This window comes from Methylocystis parvus OBBP, assembly GCF_027571405.1.
Taxonomy (GTDB): domain Bacteria; phylum Pseudomonadota; class Alphaproteobacteria; order Rhizobiales; family Beijerinckiaceae; genus Methylocystis; species Methylocystis parva.
Map to the genome: position 1 here is coordinate 1,116,680 of NZ_CP092968.1, position 17,940 is coordinate 1,134,619.

The window sequence follows — 17,940 nt, forward strand, 5'->3', positions numbered from 1 at the left end:
CGTATCGCCGCGCGTCAAGTGACGTCGACTTCGGACTGAACGACATGCTGGAGCGGCGTTCCTTCCGCGGTCAGCGTCATTCGCAGCTTGAGCTTGCCGCCCTCGACCCGGTGTTCTCGCACGACGCGCTCGATTTCGCGTTGCGAGGTGACGCCGACTTCCTTGAGAAATTTGCGAATGGCCATGTTGAAAGCGTCTTCGTTCATCGCTGCGCTCCTTCCCCGTCATGTTTAGCTAGCGCGCATGAGCGACGCGCAACCGGGCGAAGCCGCCGGAGGCGCCGCGCGTAACCATCTTCTCGAAAAATTGGGAACGAAAATATCTAAGTAGGCTCGCATTAAGGGATTTTACCTAGCGTGGCCGCATCGGAAATTGCGGGGCGACGCATGAGCCTTCATCCCACGACAGAGTCGTTTAGCGGGTATCTTCCAATCTTCACCAGTTCCGAACGCCGGCGCTTCCAACGGGTTCATATCGATCTCTTCGGTCGCAGCGTTCTCGAGTCCAAGGCTGAGCATCACTGCAGAACGATCGACATCTCTCCCGGCGGCATGAGGCTGATGAGCACGGCCATGCCGCAAATTGGCGAAAACGTCACCGTCTATATTGACGCGCTGGGTCGCTTCCACGGACGCGTGGTGCGCGCCGCGCCCGATAGTTTCTCCATGACGATCAACGCATCGCCCGAGAAAAGGGAGATGCTGGCGGATAAGCTCACCTGGTTCGCCAACCGCATTGCGCTCAATCTCTCGGATCAGCGCCGGCACGAGCGCATCGAGCCGTTCCAGAAATTCGCCCTGCTCCGCCTCGACTCCGGCGTTGAACTCATCGTCAAGATCCGCGATCTTTCAGCTTCCGGCGTCGGCGTCGACTCCATATTTTCGCCGCCGGTCGGCGAGCGCGTCTCCATCGGCAAAACCTACGGAAAAGTCGTCAGACATTTCGAGGGTGGATTCGCCGCGGAGTTCCTGACGCCCTTTCCCGAACATGCGATCGACGAGACGACGCGTCTTTAGCCTTGCGATCGTTCCGGCGTCATCCGGAACGATTGGCGCGCGTTACGCGAAACAGCGGCGGAGCGTTTGCCGCTGAGCCTAATCCTGAAACGGATTATGCACGAGGATCGTGTCGTCGCGCTCCGGGCTGGTCGAGAGCAGCGCGACCGGCGCGCCGATCAGCTCCTCGATGCGGCGGACATATTTGATCGCCTGCGCCGGCAGCTCGGCCCATGAGCGCGCGCCGCTCGTCGTCTCTTTCCAGCCGGGATAGCTTTCATAGACGGGCGTCACGCGCGCCTGCGCGGATTGCGAGGCCGGCAGGCGGTCGACGCGCTTGCCGTCGAGCATGTAATGCGTGCAGATCTTGATCTCGTCGAAACCGTCGAGAATGTCGAGCTTGGTCAGCGCAATGCCGTTGATGCCGGACGTCTTGACCGCCTGACGCGTCAGCACGGCGTCGAACCAGCCGCAACGGCGACGACGGCCCGTATTGGTGCCGAATTCATGGCCGCGATCGCCGATCAGTTCGCCAATGGCGTCGTGAAGCTCCGTCGGGAACGGCCCGCCGCCGACGCGCGTCGTATAGGCCTTTGCAATGCCAAGCACATAGCCAATTGCGCCCGGCCCGAGGCCCGAGCCGCTCGCGGCCGAGGCCGCCACTGTGTTAGACGACGTCACGTAAGGATAGGTGCCGTGATCGACGTCGAGCAGCACGCCCTGCGCGCCCTCGAAGAGGATGCGCTTGCCGGCGCGGCGCTGCTCGTCCAGGAGGTCCCACACCGCGTCCATGAAAGGCAGGACTTTCGGCGCGACCGACAGCAGCTCCTCGCGCAGCATGGCGGGCGCGATTTCCGGCAGACCCAAACCTTTGCGCAGCGGATTGTGATGGGCGAGGGCGCGGGCGATCTTGTCGTCGAGCGTATCGGGCTCGGCCAGATCCATCAGCCGGATGGAGCGGCGGCCGACCTTGTCCTCGTAAGCGGGGCCGATGCCGCGCTTCGTCGTGCCGATCTTGGCGCCGCCGCCGGCGGCCTCCTCGCGATGCGCGTCGAGCTCGCGATGCAGCGACAGGATGAGCGGCGCATTCTCGGCGATCTTGAAATTGGCGGGCGTGATCTCGACGCCCTGCTCCCGCAGCCGCTCGATCTCTCCGACGAGAAAGTGCGGATCGACCACGACGCCATTGCCGACGACCGAGAGCTTGCCGGGGCGAACGATGCCGGAGGGCAGCAAAGCGAGCTTGTAGGTCGCGCCGTCGATGACGAGCGTATGGCCGGCATTGTGGCCGCCCTGGAAGCGCACGACCACGTCCGCCTCCACCGACAGCCAGTCGACGATCTTGCCCTTGCCCTCGTCGCCCCACTGGGCGCCGACCACCGCCACATTCGCCATGATCTTGTCTTCGCGCTTCAAAAAACGGAAAAAGCCCCGCGCGGTAACGCGAAGGGCTCGTTACCGGCAGGGTTTAGCGCAGGAACGCCGGGCGGTAAAGACCCGCCGCGGGGCCGCCTCCGGAACTTCCCGCCGCCTCGCCGGTTGCCCGTGGGCAGGAGGAGGCCTCCCTTATGACCGACGCGACCATAGCCGCCGACCGGGTCCAGAACCACACATCCGACGCCGTCAACCGCATGATCCACGAGGAGATGCTGGAGCGGCTCGTCTATTTCGCGCTGCATCCCGGCCGCATTGGCGAGCGGCTCTCTGAGCTCGATCGCGAATGGGACGTCGAGCGGGCGCTCGAGGCCAACGCCTCCACCGTCGCCCTCGCCGGTCTCGCGCTTGGCCTTCTCGGCGACCGGCGATGGCTCGCGATTCCGGTCGCCGTCGCGGGCTTTCTCCTTCAGCACGCCGTTCAAGGCTGGTGCCCGCCTCTGCCCGTGCTGCGGCGGCTCGGCTTTCGCACCAGCCATGAGATCGATCAGGAGCGCTATGCGCTGAAGGCGCTGCGCGGCGATTTCCAGAAAGTGGAGAAGGCGATGCTCCGTCTGCAGGAAACGCTGCGCGAGCACAGGGTCTAGCCGCGCGCGGGGAAAGCCCGGGCCGGACGCTCCCCGCCAAACAAGGCTTTCAGACGGCGCGGGACGCAAGGGCTGGGCGAACGGAAATTCCTTCGCGAGGGCGCCGCGCCGCCGCGCTGAAGCGCCGCTACCGGCAAAGCGCGTCGAGACCGACATCGACGAGACGAACGAGCGCGATCGTCGTCGCGACGAGGCCGAGGATCGATGCGCTGACGACCAGGACGTCGCAAAACGCCAGTTCCGGTTCGACAGGTAAAGCCGTGCGCTTCGGCTCGCATTCCACCCGGCGCCGCGGCGGATCGCCAGCGCTCGGCCCGCGCTGCGGGATGGCGACATCCCCGCGCCCATATGTCAGAAGCCTGCGCGCCATCGAAACCGGCGCCCCGCAATTGATCTCGATGATGAAGGGCATCACAAAATTCCCCGCCTGTCGTAGCCAACGCGCCACAGGCAAGAAGCGTGCGCAGAGGTCCTTCAATGTGGAAAATGAGATTTTCCTTGGCCTGATGCAAAACTTATCTGTTTATGCTATGTATAATCAGTTACGATCTAAGTTATATGTTTCAAATTCTACATATATTTGCAAATGCGGCCGCCATCATGCCAAAAATATATATTACGAATATTGATCAGGCCGCTCCATCAACGCGAGCGAAACGAAGCAATCCAGATGGGCGCCGCCGTTCTTGATCGCGTCGCAGAGCGCAGTCCGTCGGACTGCAACCGCAAGACATGCAGGGATTGCGACAGGCGCGTTCGCAAGCAGACATTTTAAAACGGACGGAGCGCGTCCCTTTCCAACGCTGCAAAGCTCGATACGCTATATATATCTACAACATCACGATGACCGCCGAGTTGGCCCGTCCCTTGCTCCGCTCCATGCGCGGACAAAGGGCCTCACCATGGACGATCTCATCCCAAGCGGCTTTCTCTCGGACCGGACCGACCGGTTCGCCATCATACTCGGGACAAACGAGATCGCCTCGGCGATCGCCGTGCGGCTCTCCTGGGCGCGCTTCCGGGTCGTGTTGAGCCACGATCCTTTTCCGCCGGTCATCCGGCGCGGCATGGCCTTTCACGACGCGCTCTTCGACGATCGCGCGGAGGTCGACGGGATTGTCGGCGAGCGCGCCGACTCCGCGATCGAACTCGTCCACGCCCTCGCCGGTCCCGGACGCGTCGCCGTCACCCATCTTCCGCTGACGGATCTCATCACGCTGCGCAGTCCCACCATCGTCGTCGACGCGCGCATGCAGAAGCATCGCGTCACGCCCGATCTGCGCGGCGTGGCGCGGCTGGCCATCGGGATCGGCCCGAAATTCGGCGCGCGGACGAATTGCGACATCGCCATCGAGACGCATCCCAAGCGGACGGGCGATCTTGTCGCCGACGGCGAGACGCTGCTCGCCGACGGCGTCGCCCGCACGCTCGGCGGCGCGGGGAAGGAGCGCTTCATCTATTCGACTCGGGCAGGCGCATGGCGCACGCCGCTGGACATTGGCGGGATGGTCTTCAAGGACTATGTCGTCGGCTATCTCGACGGACTGCCGCTGCGGGCGCCGATGGACGGCTATCTTCGCGGGATCGCGCGCGACGGCGCGCTGGCGCCCGGGGGCGTCAAGCTTGTCGAGATCGACCCGCGCAGGCGGCAGGCCTGCTGGACCGGGACGGACGAGCGCGGACGGGCGATTGCGGAGGCGGTCGTCGACGCGGTGGAGCGGACTCCCTTCCTGGACATCACCGCGAAGGCCCGGGCCTCCCTCCACTGAGGCGGGCGCGCGGCCCGTCTCTTTGACATTCGGCGAAATATGTCGAGATTGATGGCGTCAGCTTCGAGACGGACGCCTTGCGCATGTCGCCCACGAGAAAAATCGACGCCCTCCTTGCGCTGCGCAGCGAGGGAAAGCTCCTCATCGGGCGCGACCGAATCAAGGTTCTCGAGGCCGTCGCCGAGCACAAGAGCATCTCCAAAGCCGCCAAGGCGGTCGGCTTCAGCTACAAGGCCGCGTGGGACGCGGTCACCGCCATCAACAATCTGCTTCCCAGCCCCGCTTTCGTGACGAAGGCCGGCGGCAAGAGCGGCGGCGGCGCGGAGGTCACGGCGGAAGGCCTGAAGCTGATCGAGACCTTCCACAAGCTGGAAGACCGGCTGTCCCGAATTTCGTCGATGATCGCGGCGGAAGGCCTGGATGGGCAGGACGATTTTCCGCTCTGGAGCCTCGGACTGCGCATCTCGGCGCGCAACCTGTTTCGCGCGGAAGTCGTCTCGGTCAAGAAATGGCCGGTCGACGTCGAAGTGACGCTGCAGATTTCCGGCGAACACAAAATCTACTCGGTGATCACCAATGACGGCGCGGAGGATCTCGATCTTCGTCCGGGCCGAAAAGTCGTCGCGCTGGTCAAATCCTCCTTCGTCGAACTGGCCTCGTCCGGCCAGTCGTCCGACGATTCGCGAAATCTTTTCACTGGGGTCGTCTCCCGCCGCACCGACGCGGAGCGCAATTGCGAATTGCTGATCGACATCGGCGCAGGCAAAACCATGACGGCCGTCCTTCCCCGGCGCGACGTCGAGTCGATGGGCCTGGACGAAGGCAGCCAGGTGACCGCGCGCTTCGCGCCGGAGGACGTCATCCTCGCCGCCGACTGAGACCGCGCGTCACGCGCGCCTCCGGCCCGCTTTCCCTCATCAAATCGCCTATCGCTATATTGAATGCGTATATAATGTGTTGCCTCGCGGCAACAGGTCGCGAAGCTTTGCCGGAAAAGCCTTACTGAACGGCTTTTTGTCTGCAATTTCAGCTAAAGCGTAATTGACAGCGTCTCGTCGTTTAATTTTATTTCATCGTTATGTGCTTACATCATATAGCGATCTTGCGTTCGCTCCGCCCCGCGCTCGCCGCCCCCGCCCTCCTCGTCTTCTGCGCGCTCGCGCCCGCGAATGGCGAGGAACGAAAGATCGTCGTCGTGACCAGCTTCCCCGAAGAGCTGACGACGCGCTACGAACAGGAATTCGAGAAGCGTCATCCGGGCGTCCACGTTCAATATGTCTGGAAGCAGTCGCGCGACGCGCTCGCCGAACTCAGCAAGCCCGAACAGGGCGGCGCGGACGTCTATTGGGCGCCGACGCTCGCAAACTTCTCTATATTGCGCGAGCGCGGCGCCTTCCGTCCCATCAAGGTCGAGCGCGCCGTTCTACCCGGCAAGCTCGCCAATCAGCGGATTTCCGATCCCGACGGCCGCTTCGAAGCCTTTGACGTCGCCGGCTATGGCGTGGCGATGAATGCGCCGCTGGCCGCGTCGGAGAATCTCGCCGCGCCGAAGCGCTGGGCCGAACTCGCCAGGCCAGATTACGCGCGCCGGCTCGTCATGCCGATTCCCGCCAAGGTCGGCTTCTCGCCCGCGCTCTACGACATCTTTCTGCAAAGCGAAGGATGGGATGCGGGCTGGTCGCTCCTGAGCGAAATGGCGAGCGAAGCCGCCCTGCTCGATCAAGGCGCGCTGCCCACCGCGCAAGTCAAAGAAGGCAAGGCCGTCTTCGGACTCACCATCGATTTCTTCGCCGTCAGCGCCAAGGCGAACGGCGCCCCGGTGGAGATGATCTATCCGGCGCGCACGGCCTTCCTGCCCGCTCATATCGCGATGACCGCGTCCTCGCCACATATCGACGACGCGCAGGCTTTCATCGACTTCGCCCTCTCCAAAGACGGTCAGAAGCTGATGATGGAGCGCGACAGCATGCGCCATCCCGCGCGTCCCGACGCTTATGACGAAAAGCCCGCGGCGCTCGTCGATCCCTTCAAGCTGCCGAGCAATGTGATCCTCGACTATGATTTCGAGATCGGACGTCGCCGGCCGCCGCTCGTCACGCTCCTCTTCGATCTCGCCATCGTCGAAAATCACGCGCAGAACGCCGCGCTCTGGCGCGCCATCCACGCGGCGGAGAAGTCGGCGCCCGATGAAGCCCGCGCCAGGGCTCTAGCCGAAGCGCGTCAGTTCATGAGCTTCATGCCGGTTTCGAATGTCGAGGCGCGCGACGTCGCCTTTCTCGGCAAGTTCGGATCGAGAGACGCGATCGATCCGGCGACGATCGCCAAATGGCGGGAAGAAATCGCGGCTTCCCGCCAGAAGGCGCGGGACGTTCTCGCCGGCCTCGGAGTCGCGCCGTGAAACGCGCGGCGCTGATCCTCGTCGCGCTGACGCTCGCCGGCGCGGCGCGCTACGAGACGCAGGCGCCGGAAACGGAGGCGTTTTCACAGCCCTTCGCCGGGCTGGAGGCTCCGCAGTCCGTCCGCTTCCGGCGCGGCTCAGGGCTGTTCCGGCAGGCCTGGCTCATCGGCCCGTCGGAGGACCATCCCGACCTTGTCGGCCTCGGTCCGCTATATAATCGCCTTTCCTGCATCGCCTGCCATGTGAAGAACGGACGCGGCGCCGCGCCCGACGCCGAGAACGGTCTCGCGCGGCACATGGCGGCGAGGCTGAGCGTCGAGGGATCGGATGCGCATGGCGGACCGCGCGCTCATCCCGCTTACGGCGCTCAGCTCAATCCAGAAGGCGTTCCCGGCGTCGCCGGCGAAGGCCAGGCCGTGATCGCCTATGACGAAGAAGCGGTGACGCTCGAAGACGGCGAACGCGTCACGCTGCGTCGCCCGAAACTCGCCTTCCGCAATCTCGCTTATGGCGAGATCGGCGCCGATAGTCGCATCTCGGTCAGAAACGCGCCGCCCGTTTTCGGACTCGGCCTTCTCGAGGCCGTGCCGGAAGCGGAAATTCTCGCCGGCAAGGGCAAGCCGAATTACGTCTGGGATATCGAGGCCAAGGCCCACAGGCTCGGCCGCTTCGGCCTGAAGGCCAACCAACCAGGTCTCAAGCAGCAGATCGCCAACGCCTTCGCGGAAGACATCGGCGTCACCTCTTCGCTTTTCCCGCAGGAAAGCTGCGCGGTCGGTCAATCGGCCTGCGTCGCCGCAGGCTCGAAGAAGCCCGATCTTTCAGACGCGCAGCTCGATGCGACGACGGCCTATATCCGCCTGCTCGCCGTTCCCGCGCGCCGCGGCGCCGACGCGCCAAACGCCGTCGCGGGCGAAGCGCAATTCCGTGCGCTCGGTTGCGCCGCATGCCATCGCGAAACGCTGAGGGTCGGCGACTTCGCCGACGCGCCGTCGCTGAGCGGCTCGGAAATCCATCCCTATACCGACCTGCTGCTGCACGACATGGGCGATGGTCTCGCCGATGGGCGCGCGGATTACGAAGCCGGTCCGCGCGATTGGCGCACGCCGCCGCTCTGGGGCCTCGGCCTCGCAGGCAAGGGCGGCGACGGCGCGAACTATCTGCACGACGCCCGCGCCCGCACGCTTGCGGAGGCGATCCTGTGGCACCGCGGCGAAGCGCAGGATGCGGCGGACGGCTTTCGCCGATTGCCGAAATCGGAGCGCGACGCGCTGCTCGCCTTTCTCAATTCACTGTAACGGCTGGGGATGCTCACATGACCAAACTTTTCGTTTCGACCGCCTTGTCCGGCGGCGCGCTGCTCGCTTTCGCCGTGGGGGCGAACGCACAAACCCCGCTGCCGCCGATCGAGGTGCGCGCGCCGAAAGCGTTCGAACTGGGGCAGATCAAGGTCGGCGAGCGCCGTCTGGCGACGCCGACGCGCGTCGCGCAACCAAGCGCGCCGGCGCAGGCCGGCGGCGGAGCGACGCAACCCACGCAACCCGCCGCGCCCGCGCGCGCCAGCTTCGAAACCGACAGCGCCCCGACGCCGAGGCAGAACACCGACGCTTTCGGCGGCTATACGATCACCAATCGCCAGACTGAAACTTTCGCGCGCAACACGCTCGATCAGGCCGTGAATATCGCGCCGGGCGTCAACGCCTACACCACGGGCGGTCAGCGCAACGAACAAAACATCTATGTGCGCGGCTTCGATCGCTGGCAGGTTCCGCTGACCGTCGACGGCGTGCGCGTCTATCTCCCGGTCGACAACAGACTCGACTTTGCGCGCTTCCTGACGCCGGACATCGCCGAAGTGCAAATCGCAAAGGGCTATGTCTCCGTGCTGGACGGCCCCGGCGGCATGGGCGGTCAGATCAACCTCGTTTCGCGCAAGCCGACGCGCGAGGTCGAGGCGGAGCTGAGAAGCCGCATGAGTCTCGGACGCGACGGAACCTATCAGGGCATCCAGAATTACGGCTTCGTCGGCACGAAGAAAGATCTGTACTACGCGCAGCTCAGCGGCGCGTGGCAGAGGTTCGACGGCTGGGTGCTCCCCGCAAGCTTCGGAACGTGGATGTCCAATCAAGGCTGGGGCATGCGCAACCAGTCCTATACGCAGGATTACAACGTCAACGCCAAGGTCGGCGTGACGCCGAATACGACCGACGAATATTCGCTGACCTTCTCGCGCCAGTCGGGCGTCAAGAGCTCGCCGCTGAACGTGTATCAGCCGATCACGCAGCAGAATTACTGGCAATGGCCCTATTGGAACGTGCAGAATCTCTATTTCCTCTCCAAAACGCAGCTTGGCGACGCGTCCTACGTGAAGACGCGGGGATATTGGAGCAAGTTCGAGAACGCGCTCTATTCCTACGACAATCCGGGCTATTATCTTCAATCGCTCCAGAAATCCTTCCAGAGCCATTATTCGGATTATGCGCTCGGAACGGATGTCGAAGCCGGCACGCAGTTCGGCGACATCGACACGCTCAAGGGGCTCTTCTTCTATCGTCTCGATACACATACCGAATGGCAATATAATTACGGCGTCAATTTCCAGAACAACAATAGAGGATGCTGGGCCAACATTCCCTGCTCCGCCCAGCCTGTCATCGCGAGTCAGGAAGACACTTACTCGGCGGCGGTGGAGAACACTTTCCATCCGCGCAAGGACATCGATGTCGTCGGCGGCTTCAGCTACGACTGGCGCCATCTGCGTCAGGCGCAAGGCTTCGCGCTGCCTCAGGGAACCATCAATTATACGCCAAGAGACATGAGCGCGCCGAACTATCAGGGCGCCGTCATCTGGCGCTACAATGAAAAGGACAATGACCGCGTCTATTTCAACGTCTCGGACCGCGTTCGCTTTCCGACGCTCTTCGAGCGCTTCAGCACGCGCTTCGGCGGCGCCACCTCCAATCCGAGTCTGCAGCCCGAGCGCGCGGTCAATTATGATCTCGGCTGGTCCAGCCAGATCACGCCCAATGCGCGCGTCTCCGTCGACATCTTCCATAGCTGGGTGCAAAATCTCATCCAGAACGTTCCGGTCCCGGCCTATGGCCTGAACGTCACGCAGTCGCAGAATGTCGGTTCCGGACGCTTTTCGGGCGCGGAAGTTTCCGCGGATTATCAGCCGCGCGAAGATTTCTCGCTCGGCGGCAACCTCACCGTCATCCGCCGGCGCGTCTATGCGCCCTACATCCCATTTTTCCAGCCGATCGGCGTGCCCGACATCAAGCTCTTCCTCTACGCCGGCTATCGCCCGATCCCGCAGATCACCCTCACGCCGAATATCGAAATGGCGAGCAGCCGGTGGACGGTCGTGCCGAACACCAGCGCCTATTACCGGACGGGCGCTTACTTCCTGACGAATTTCAACGCGGATTATCAGATGACCGACAATGTGAAGCTGACGGTCGGCGCGCGAAATCTGTTCGACCAGCTCTATCTGCTGACCAATGGCTTCCCCGAGCCTGGCCGTAGCTTCTATCTGGCGGTGAAGGCGAATTTCTAAAAAGCGGAAGCCCCGTGACGAACGAGCCCCTGCGCCGGCGCGCGGGGGCTTTTTCATATGCGGCCCGCGCCTCGGCGCATTGGCCGGCGCCCGCGCCGCTCGCCTTCGAGCGTCGACATTACGTGCAAGCCACGATTCCCAAGCGAGAGACGGCGCCTAATTAAACGCCTGTCACAAAGGGCGGCCTTTCACAAAGCGCCGCTCGAAGGAAGAGCAGGATGAACGCCGTCGTCAAGATAGCGTTCCAACTGAGAGGCCAAGATGAAAAAATTCGCGCTCCTGACGATCGCGATGATCGTCGCATCCGCCACCGCCGCCGAAGCGCAACGCGCCGGCCCATTCCCGTATGACGGCGATATCCAAGCCTACGGCGCGCCCTGGCGCTACCAGTTCCGGGATTGGAGCACGCCGTCGCGGCCTTTGAGGCCGGGCGTCTGCTGGTATTGGAACGACTACACGCAACTATGGAAATGGGAGTGCTGAGGGAGACGCTCGCTTCGCTGGCGTCCGGCAACGAGACTTTCGAGGCGTGGCGTCCTTGATCAGAGGCGCCGGCCGATGTCGCTCGTGAAACGTTGGCGACGCCGCGTCTGCGCGCCTATGATCGGGCCATGGCCCACCGTCACCCCCGGACGCGCCGTCTTTCTGAGCGAACGCCTCGAAGAGAAGTTCGCCGAGCGGCAGGCGGCGAAAGCCGACTTCGCGCCGTCTGTCGAGGAAATTGCCCTCGACCCTCGGCAAAAGGCCGGATTTTCGCCGCACGGGCCGGAATGACTCGTCCAACGCCGTCAATTGCGGGTTGAATATCTATAAACTCCATAGAATAGTAGCGCGCGCACCCGCCGACTCTTAATGGTCACGGAGGTAAGCTGCCGATGGGATTCTCCCTCAACCTCGTCGATCTCGCCGGCTTTATCGCCCTTCTTCTATGGGGCGTGCATATGGTGCAAACCGGCGTCCAGCGCGCCTTTGGCCCCAATCTGCGGGCTATGCTCGGGCAGGCGCTCAGGAACCGGTCGGGGGCGTTTCTCGCTGGCCTTGGCGTCACGGCCATCCTTCAGAGCAGCACGGCGACAGGGTTAATGACTGCCGGATTTGCAGCGAGCGGTCTTGTCGAACTGGCGCCCGCCCTCGCCGTCATGCTCGGCGCCAATGTGGGCACGACGTTGATCGTGCAAATTCTATCCTTCAACGTCGCGGCTGTCGCCCCGGCGCTGATACTTATTGGCGTGCTCATGTTCCGTCGCGACGTCAGCCCGCGCGCCCGCGACATTGGGCGCGTCTTTACGGGCCTCGGACTGATGCTCCTCGCCCTGCATCAGTTGCTCGAACTGATGGTGAGCTACGAGGATACGCCGAGCATGAGGCTCCTGCTCGGCGCGGCGGCGACTTCGCCTCTTCTCGACGTGTTGCTTGCCGCCGGGCTGACCTGGGCGATGCATTCCAGCGTCGCCGTCGTTCTGCTCATCATGTCTCTGGCGAGCAAGGGGGCCGTGCCGCCGCTCGCGGCGTTCGCGCTGGTGCTTGGCGCCAATCTCGGGACCGCCATCAACCCGGTTCTGGAAGGACCTGCAAATGACGAGCTTGCGGCGAAACGGCTGCCGATCGGGAACTTGCTGACCCGCGTGGCGGGCGTGGGCTTTGGGCTCGCTTTTTTGGAGCCGATCAGCCGTCAGATTGTAACCATCGTCCCGGACAATGCTCGCGCCGTCGCAGACTTTCATTCGCTCTTCAACATTGCGGTTGCGGCTCTGTTCCTGCCGCTGCTGACGCCTTTCGCCGGTCTGTTGGAGAAGCTGCTCCCCAAGCGGGTCGATCCGACCGACCCTTCGCAGCCGATCTATCTCGACCCTGCCGCCAAGGAGACGCCGATCGTTGCGCTCGGCGCCGCGGCGCGAGAAGCGCTGCGGGTCGCCGACGCTCTGGGAGAGATGCTCGCAGGAGCCCGCGCGGCCCTCGCCTCGGCGGATCGCCGCAAGATCGTCGAGACGCGGCGGCGCGACGATGTTCTCGACCGACTGAACGGAGCCATCAAGGCCTATTTGATCTCGCTGGACCCGGAAGAACTTAACGAGCAGGACCATCGTCGGCTGAATGAAATCCTTTGCTTCACGATGAATCTTGAACAAGCCGGAGACGTCATCGACCGCAACTTGCTGCCCCACGCCGCGAAGCGCCTGAAACGCGGACTGGTCTTCGCCAGGGAAGAGCAAGCCGAGCTTATCGATCTGATCGAGCGATTGACGTCGAACCTGAAGGCGGCGGCGGCGCTCTTCATGACGGAAGACGCTCGAATCGCACGAACGCTCGCCGACGAGAAGATTGCTTTCCGGGAAGCCGAGACACAGGCGACCTTGGCCCATTTCGAGCGCTTGCGGAATGGCCGATTGGACGCCGTCCAGGCAAGCGCCCTTCATCTCGATCTTTTGCGAGATATGAAGTCGATCAACAGCCACATCGTAGCCGCCGCCGCATATCCCGTATTGGAGCGTGAAGGGGAGTTGCTGCCCAGTCGAATTATCCGGGTAGTTCGATAGTTTCCGGCCCGAAGGAGAGGCGCATGAAGTCGCTTCAGCGGGCTGTTTTCCGCATGGCCTGTTCTGCATGTGCCTGATTTGAATGGTGGGCGCGACAGGGATTGAACCTGTGACCCCTACGATGTCAACGTAGTGCTCTCCCGCTGAGCTACGCGCCCCCTTCCGGGGTTCCGCCTCGGCGGCGGCTCGGGTGGCGTGTGTATAGTGGGGGACGCGGCGGGGCGCAAGCGCCTTCGTCGCGAAAAATTTCGCGCCCGAACGGCCGCGCATGGCAGGCCTTAACCCCAGGGCGATCGGGTGAAGGACTTCCTCATCCTGAGGAGCCGCCGCAGGCGGCGTCTCGAAGGACGAGGAAGTCCGTTCGCGCTGCTTTTGCTCTCCTTCGTCCTTCGAGACGGCCTCTTCGAGGCCTCCTCAGGATGAAGGAGAGCAAAAGTGGCCCTTCACCCGATTACCTTGGCCTTAACCCCCGCACTGACTAACGAAACGTTAAATTTCTGCGTCACGACGACGAAAGAATTGTGACGCCTGCGTCATTTCACGTCTTGCGGACGTCATTCGTTGTGGCATGCTTGACGTTGCGCTCCTCTCGCAGAGGAGAGGTCAAAAAGGAGGTTTCGCATGTCCTTACAGGGCCATATCGTCGAACTCCAACGCCGCCACGAGGCGCTCAAAAAGGAAATCGAGAAGGAAAAGCTCCACCCCAACGCCGACGAGGCGAAAATTCTGGAGCTGAAGCGCAAAAAGCTGCAGATCAAGGACGAGCTGGCGAAATTGTCGATCTCGGAAACGCGGCATTGACGCGATAGATCAAAGACAAACGCCGACAGATGCGGGCGGAATGAGGTTCCGCCCTTTTCTTTTTGCAAGCGCCTGCCACGCGCCTACAATGTGCGCCTCCCGCCCGTCCCGACGCGGAGCCCTTCCAAATCCAGATTTCCCGATCACGCCTTCGGCCGGTCGAGAAACATCGCCGTCCTCTCCGTCTCGCCATATGTTCTGGCGCGTCCCTTGCTCGCGCGCCAACCGAAACTGACGAGACCCTCCCAATGCCCGTGACCGCTTCCTATCGTCCCGAGACCCTGCACGAGACCCTGGGCGAGCCTTTTTTCGATCATGTGGACGCGGCAGTATTCCCCCAGACCATTCTGCGCTTTCGCAATCAGCGCTGGGCGGCGCGCATCGGGCTCGACGGACTCTCCGACGAAGAATGGATCGCTCATTTCGGGCGCTTCGAGCCCCTGCCCGGCGGTCTGCCGCAGCCTCTTGCGCTGCGCTATCACGGCCATCAGTTCCGCGTTTACAACGCCGAGCTGGGCGACGGCCGCGGCTTTCTGTTCGCGCAGCTCCGCGACGCCGCCGACGGGCGCCTGCTCGATCTCGGCACGAAGGGCAGCGGGCGGACGCCCTGGTCGCGGCGCGGCGACGGGCGGCTGACGCTCAAGGGCGGCATGCGCGAGATTCTCGCGACCGAGATGCTCGAGGCGCTCGGCGTCGACACTTCCAAGACCTTTAGCCTCATCGAAACCGGCGAGGCGCTTCAGCGCGGCGACGAGCCCTCGCCCACGCGCTCCAGCGTGCTGGTCCGGCTCTCGCATTCGCATATCCGCATCGGCACTTTCCAGCGCCTCGCCTTTCACGACGACAAGGCCGCGATCGCGCGGCTGCTCGATTATGTCTGCAGCCATTATTTTCCGGCTCTCGACGGCCTCACGGCCCAGGCCAAGGCGCGCGCTTTTCTGGAGGAGGTCTGCGCCCGCGTCGCGAAGCTCGGCGCCGGCTATATGTCGGCGGGTTTCGTCCATGGCGTGCTGAATTCGGACAATATCAACGTGACGGGCGAGAGTTTCGATTACGGGCCCTGGCGCTTCGCCCCCGCTTACGACCCGCAATTCACCGCCGCCTATTTCGACGAAAGCGGGCTTTACGCCTTCGGCCGCCAGCCGCCGGCGCTCGCCTGGAATCTGGCGCGGCTGGCCGAATGCCTTCTGCATCTCACCGGGCTCGAATTCGCGCAGAAGACGCTCGACGGTTTCGCCGCGCTCATCCAGCGCGAATTCCGCGCCGCGCTCTTACGCCGGCTTGCGCTCGCCTCCGCCGGCGAAGAGGCCGATGCGCGGCTCTCCAAATCCTTCACGGACTTCCTGATGGCGACGCGCGCGCCTTTCGAGCAGGCCTTCTTCGACTGGCGCGGGGGCCTTGCGAGCGAAAAGCGCGCAAAGGCGAGTCCCTCGGCTTCCTTTTATGAACGGGAGGAATTCGCGCCGGTCCGCGCCGCGCTCGCGGCGCACGAGGCGACGGCGGCGCGTCTGGATCATCCTTATTTCCAGCGGGCCGAGCCCTGCACCATGCTGATCGACGAGGTCGAATCGATCTGGACTCCGATCGCGGAAAAAGACGACTGGACGCCGCTGCAAGCCAAAAGCGCGCAGATCAAGGAAATGCGCGACGCCTACGGTTTCGCTCCGGCCTAAACGGATTTCCCTTGAACGGGTCTTGGGTGCGGCGCGATAATTACCCAACGATTCTGGACCGGCGGCGGCGGGGCGAATTTTGACGGCAATGAACGACAATCCCGACGACGCGGAGCAGATCGCCATCCGCGCGGAGCTCGAACGCGTCAAGCTCGAACATCATGATCTCGAGGCGGCCATAGACGCGCTCATCGCCGTCGGCGCGCCGGACCAGCTTCAAATCCAGCGCCTGAAGAAACGCAAGCTTTTGCTGCGCGACCGGATCACCCTTCTCGAAGATCAGCTGACGCCCGACATTATTGCGTAAATCGACAGCGCGGCGCAATTCGACCTGAACCATAGCTATATTGACGTCAACTCGGCTGTCGCCCCCCGGGTTGATGGTTATTTTCAGCCGTGCTTGTATCAGCTCGTCAGTTATTATCAGGGGCTCCTGAATGGCTGGAAAACTTGTTCCCATCGAGCGTTTCCGGTCGGGGGTCCCGGGCCTGGATGACGTCTTGCAAGGCGGCCTGCCGCGCAACGCGTTCATCCTTGTCGAAGGGCCGCCCGGCAGCGGGAAGACGACGATCGCCTTACAAATTCCTGCTTGAGGCGGTCAGAAGCGGCGAGACCTGCATGATGGCGACCAATGCGGAAACGCCGGATCAGCTCTTGACGATCGTGCGATCGCATGGCTGGAGCCTCGAGGGAGTCCATATCAGCGAACTTGGAGATCCGGCTCCCTCCGAAGCGTCGCACGACCTCGCCGACTACACGCTCTTTCCGGAAGCCGAGGTGGAGGTCGGAGAAACGTTGCGGCATCTGTTCAAGGAAGTCGAACGGTTGAAGCCGACGCTTCTGGTCCTGGACACGATTTCGAGCCTGAGGGTTCTGGCGCCGACGCCCGCCTTTCACCGCCGCCAGCTCAAGCGCATTCGCGATCAAATGACCGCGCAAGGCTGTACGACGATCGTGCTGGACGAAGCGTCCATGACAGAGAAAGACCTTCGCAGCCAGACGCTCGCCGACGGGATCATCGAGCTCAAGCAGGTCGATTGCGACTATGGCGCCGACCGGCGCCGGCTGCGCGTGAGAAAGCTGCGCGGCTGCCGCTATTTCAGCGGCGCGCATGATTTCAGCATCATCACCGGCGGTCTGGTCGTCTATCCGCGGCTCGTCGCCCAGAGTTTCACAAATGTGAAAATCGGCGCTGTCTTGCAAAGCGGAGTCGAGCAGATCGACGCATTGATGGGCGGCGGCCTGCCACACGGCTCCAGCACGCTCATCGTCGGGCCCGCGGGCATCGGCAAGTCGACCATCTCCTCTCTCTTCGTGATGGCGGCGGCGAAAAGAGGCGAAAAGAGCTGCATGCTGCTCTTCGACGAAAGCATCGAGACGCATGTGGCGAGAGACGAAGGCCTGGGGCTGGAAATGACCGGCGCGCGAGAAGCGGGGCTCGTTCGCCTGCATCATCTCGACCCCGCCGAACTCAGCGTCGGACAAATCGCGGATCTTCTCATCCGGCAAGTGGAGGAAGACGACGTCAAGCTGGTCGTCATCGATACGCTGAACGGCTACCTGCAATCGGCGATGGACGAGCCGGCGGTTCTGCTGCATATCCGCGAACTCGTCACTTATCTCGGCCGCCGCCAGGTGGCGACGTTCCTGACGCTTACGCAGCACGGGATATTCGGCCCGGAAATCGAGGCGCCGGTCGATCTCAGCTTTCTCGCCGACAATGTCATTCTCCTGCGCTTCTTCGAGATGAGCGGCGCGATTCACAAGGCTTTGTCGGTGGTGAAGAAGCGCAGCGGCCGACACGAATCCACCATTCGCGAAATCATGCTCGGACCCGGACGCATAACGGTGAGCAAGCCGCTCGAAAGCTTTTCGGGCGTCCTCACCGGCACGCCGGTCTATCGCCCATTGTCGACGACGATCGCGACGTCGCGGACAGTTTCGCGATGCTGTTGAACTCGATCGGAGTCGAGACGCAGGTCGCTTACAGCGGTCCGGAAGCGCTCGACGCGGTCCCGGAATATAAGCCGGACGTCGTCTTCCTCGACCTCGGCATGCCCAGGATGGACGGCTGCGAAACCGCAAGGCGCATCAGGGCGACGACCATCGGGGCGGAGATTCCGCTGATCGCGCTGAGCGGCTGGGGCCGCAGCGAAGATCGGGAAATCACCAGCAAGGCCGGCTTCTCTC

At 63.1% G+C, this 17,940-nt stretch carries 17 protein-coding genes, 1 tRNA gene and 1 pseudogene; 15 read left to right on the forward strand and 4 right to left on the reverse strand.

Annotated elements, in window-relative coordinates; genetic code table 11:
• Positions 1-14 precede the first annotated feature (14 nt).
• Positions 15-206 (reverse strand): DUF6494 family protein, encoded by a 192-nt coding sequence (locus tag MMG94_RS05565; RefSeq protein WP_016918089.1) that lies wholly within the window; start codon positions 204-206, stop codon positions 15-17.
• 180 nt (positions 207-386) lie between these two features.
• Here MMG94_RS05565 and MMG94_RS05570 point away from each other — a divergent pair, with 180 nt between their 5' ends.
• Positions 387-1,016, forward strand: coding sequence for a PilZ domain-containing protein (locus MMG94_RS05570; RefSeq protein ID WP_016918090.1), 630 nt, complete (start codon positions 387-389; stop codon positions 1,014-1,016).
• A 78-nt stretch (positions 1,017-1,094) separates the two neighbouring features.
• Here MMG94_RS05570 and MMG94_RS05575 read toward each other — a convergent pair whose 3' ends face one another.
• Positions 1,095-2,390 (reverse strand): adenylosuccinate synthase, encoded by a 1,296-nt coding sequence (locus tag MMG94_RS05575; RefSeq protein ID WP_026015989.1) that lies wholly within the window; start codon positions 2,388-2,390, stop codon positions 1,095-1,097.
• A 173-nt stretch (positions 2,391-2,563) separates the two neighbouring features.
• On the opposite strand from MMG94_RS05575, the gene MMG94_RS05580 reads away from it, so the two are divergent.
• Positions 2,564-3,016, forward strand: coding sequence for a DUF2892 domain-containing protein (locus MMG94_RS05580; protein WP_016918092.1), 453 nt, complete (start codon positions 2,564-2,566; stop codon positions 3,014-3,016).
• A 127-nt stretch (positions 3,017-3,143) separates the two neighbouring features.
• Here the strand turns inward: MMG94_RS05580 and MMG94_RS05585 are convergent, their stop codons facing one another.
• Entirely contained in the window at positions 3,144-3,428 is a 285-nt protein-coding gene (locus tag MMG94_RS05585) for a hypothetical protein (protein WP_016918093.1), read from the reverse strand.
• A 490-nt stretch (positions 3,429-3,918) separates the two neighbouring features.
• On the opposite strand from MMG94_RS05585, the gene MMG94_RS05590 reads away from it, so the two are divergent.
• The 7 genes from MMG94_RS05590 to MMG94_RS05620 all read left to right on the forward strand — a co-directional run bounded on the left by MMG94_RS05590 (position 3,919) and on the right by MMG94_RS05620 (position 13,276).
• Positions 3,919-4,785 carry a hypothetical protein gene (locus MMG94_RS05590; RefSeq protein WP_016918094.1) on the forward strand — a complete coding sequence of 289 codons (867 nt, stop codon included), beginning with the start codon at positions 3,919-3,921 and terminating at the stop codon, positions 4,783-4,785.
• Between the two features lie 83 nt (positions 4,786-4,868).
• Entirely contained in the window at positions 4,869-5,663 is a 795-nt protein-coding gene (locus MMG94_RS05595) for a TOBE domain-containing protein (protein WP_016918095.1), read from the forward strand.
• Positions 5,664-5,887: 224 nt separating this feature from the next.
• Positions 5,888-7,183 carry an ABC transporter substrate-binding protein gene (locus MMG94_RS05600; RefSeq protein WP_020372385.1) on the forward strand — a complete coding sequence of 432 codons (1,296 nt, stop codon included), beginning with the start codon at positions 5,888-5,890 and terminating at the stop codon, positions 7,181-7,183.
• The gene (locus MMG94_RS05605) at positions 7,180-8,481 is read left to right on the forward strand and encodes a di-heme oxidoreductase family protein (protein WP_016918097.1); all 1,302 of its coding nucleotides are present in this window, start codon (positions 7,180-7,182) and stop codon (positions 8,479-8,481) included. The genes MMG94_RS05600 and MMG94_RS05605 overlap by 4 nt, the downstream gene beginning before the upstream one ends.
• Positions 8,482-8,498: 17 nt before the next feature.
• Positions 8,499-10,739 carry a TonB-dependent receptor plug domain-containing protein gene (locus MMG94_RS05610; RefSeq protein WP_016918098.1) on the forward strand — a complete coding sequence of 747 codons (2,241 nt, stop codon included), beginning with the start codon at positions 8,499-8,501 and terminating at the stop codon, positions 10,737-10,739.
• 261 nt (positions 10,740-11,000) lie between these two features.
• On the forward strand, positions 11,001-11,222 hold the full coding sequence (locus MMG94_RS05615) for a hypothetical protein (protein WP_154420001.1): 222 nt from the start codon (positions 11,001-11,003) through the stop codon (positions 11,220-11,222).
• A gap of 392 nt (positions 11,223-11,614) precedes the next feature.
• Positions 11,615-13,276 carry a Na/Pi cotransporter family protein gene (locus tag MMG94_RS05620; protein ID WP_016918103.1) on the forward strand — a complete coding sequence of 554 codons (1,662 nt, stop codon included), beginning with the start codon at positions 11,615-11,617 and terminating at the stop codon, positions 13,274-13,276.
• An 83-nt stretch (positions 13,277-13,359) separates the two neighbouring features.
• Here the strand turns inward: MMG94_RS05620 and MMG94_RS05625 are convergent.
• Positions 13,360-13,434: transfer RNA gene (locus MMG94_RS05625), tRNA-Val, on the reverse strand.
• Between the two features lie 463 nt (positions 13,435-13,897).
• Here MMG94_RS05625 and MMG94_RS05630 point away from each other — a divergent pair.
• From MMG94_RS05630 to MMG94_RS05655, 6 genes and pseudogenes are all read left to right on the forward strand, one after another.
• Complete coding sequence (locus MMG94_RS05630; RefSeq protein WP_016918104.1) at positions 13,898-14,077, forward strand: YdcH family protein; 180 nt, start codon at positions 13,898-13,900, stop codon at positions 14,075-14,077.
• A gap of 248 nt (positions 14,078-14,325) precedes the next feature.
• Positions 14,326-15,750: a protein adenylyltransferase SelO family protein gene (locus MMG94_RS05635; RefSeq protein ID WP_016918105.1), complete on the forward strand. Its 1,425-nt coding sequence runs from the start codon at positions 14,326-14,328 to the stop codon at positions 15,748-15,750.
• An 88-nt stretch (positions 15,751-15,838) separates the two neighbouring features.
• On the forward strand, positions 15,839-16,057 hold the full coding sequence (locus MMG94_RS05640) for a YdcH family protein (protein WP_016918106.1): 219 nt from the start codon (positions 15,839-15,841) through the stop codon (positions 16,055-16,057).
• A gap of 130 nt (positions 16,058-16,187) precedes the next feature.
• Complete coding sequence (locus MMG94_RS05645; RefSeq protein ID WP_081495562.1) at positions 16,188-16,343, forward strand: RAD55 family ATPase; 156 nt, start codon at positions 16,188-16,190, stop codon at positions 16,341-16,343.
• Entirely contained in the window at positions 16,285-17,706 is a 1,422-nt protein-coding gene (locus MMG94_RS05650) for an ATPase domain-containing protein (protein WP_244962185.1), read from the forward strand. The genes MMG94_RS05645 and MMG94_RS05650 overlap by 59 nt, the downstream gene beginning before the upstream one ends.
• Positions 17,697-17,927 (forward strand): annotated as a pseudogene (locus tag MMG94_RS05655) (response regulator); the annotation flags it as partial. The gene MMG94_RS05650 and the pseudogene MMG94_RS05655, both read left to right, overlap by 10 nt.
• Between the last annotated feature and the right edge of the window lie 13 nt (positions 17,928-17,940).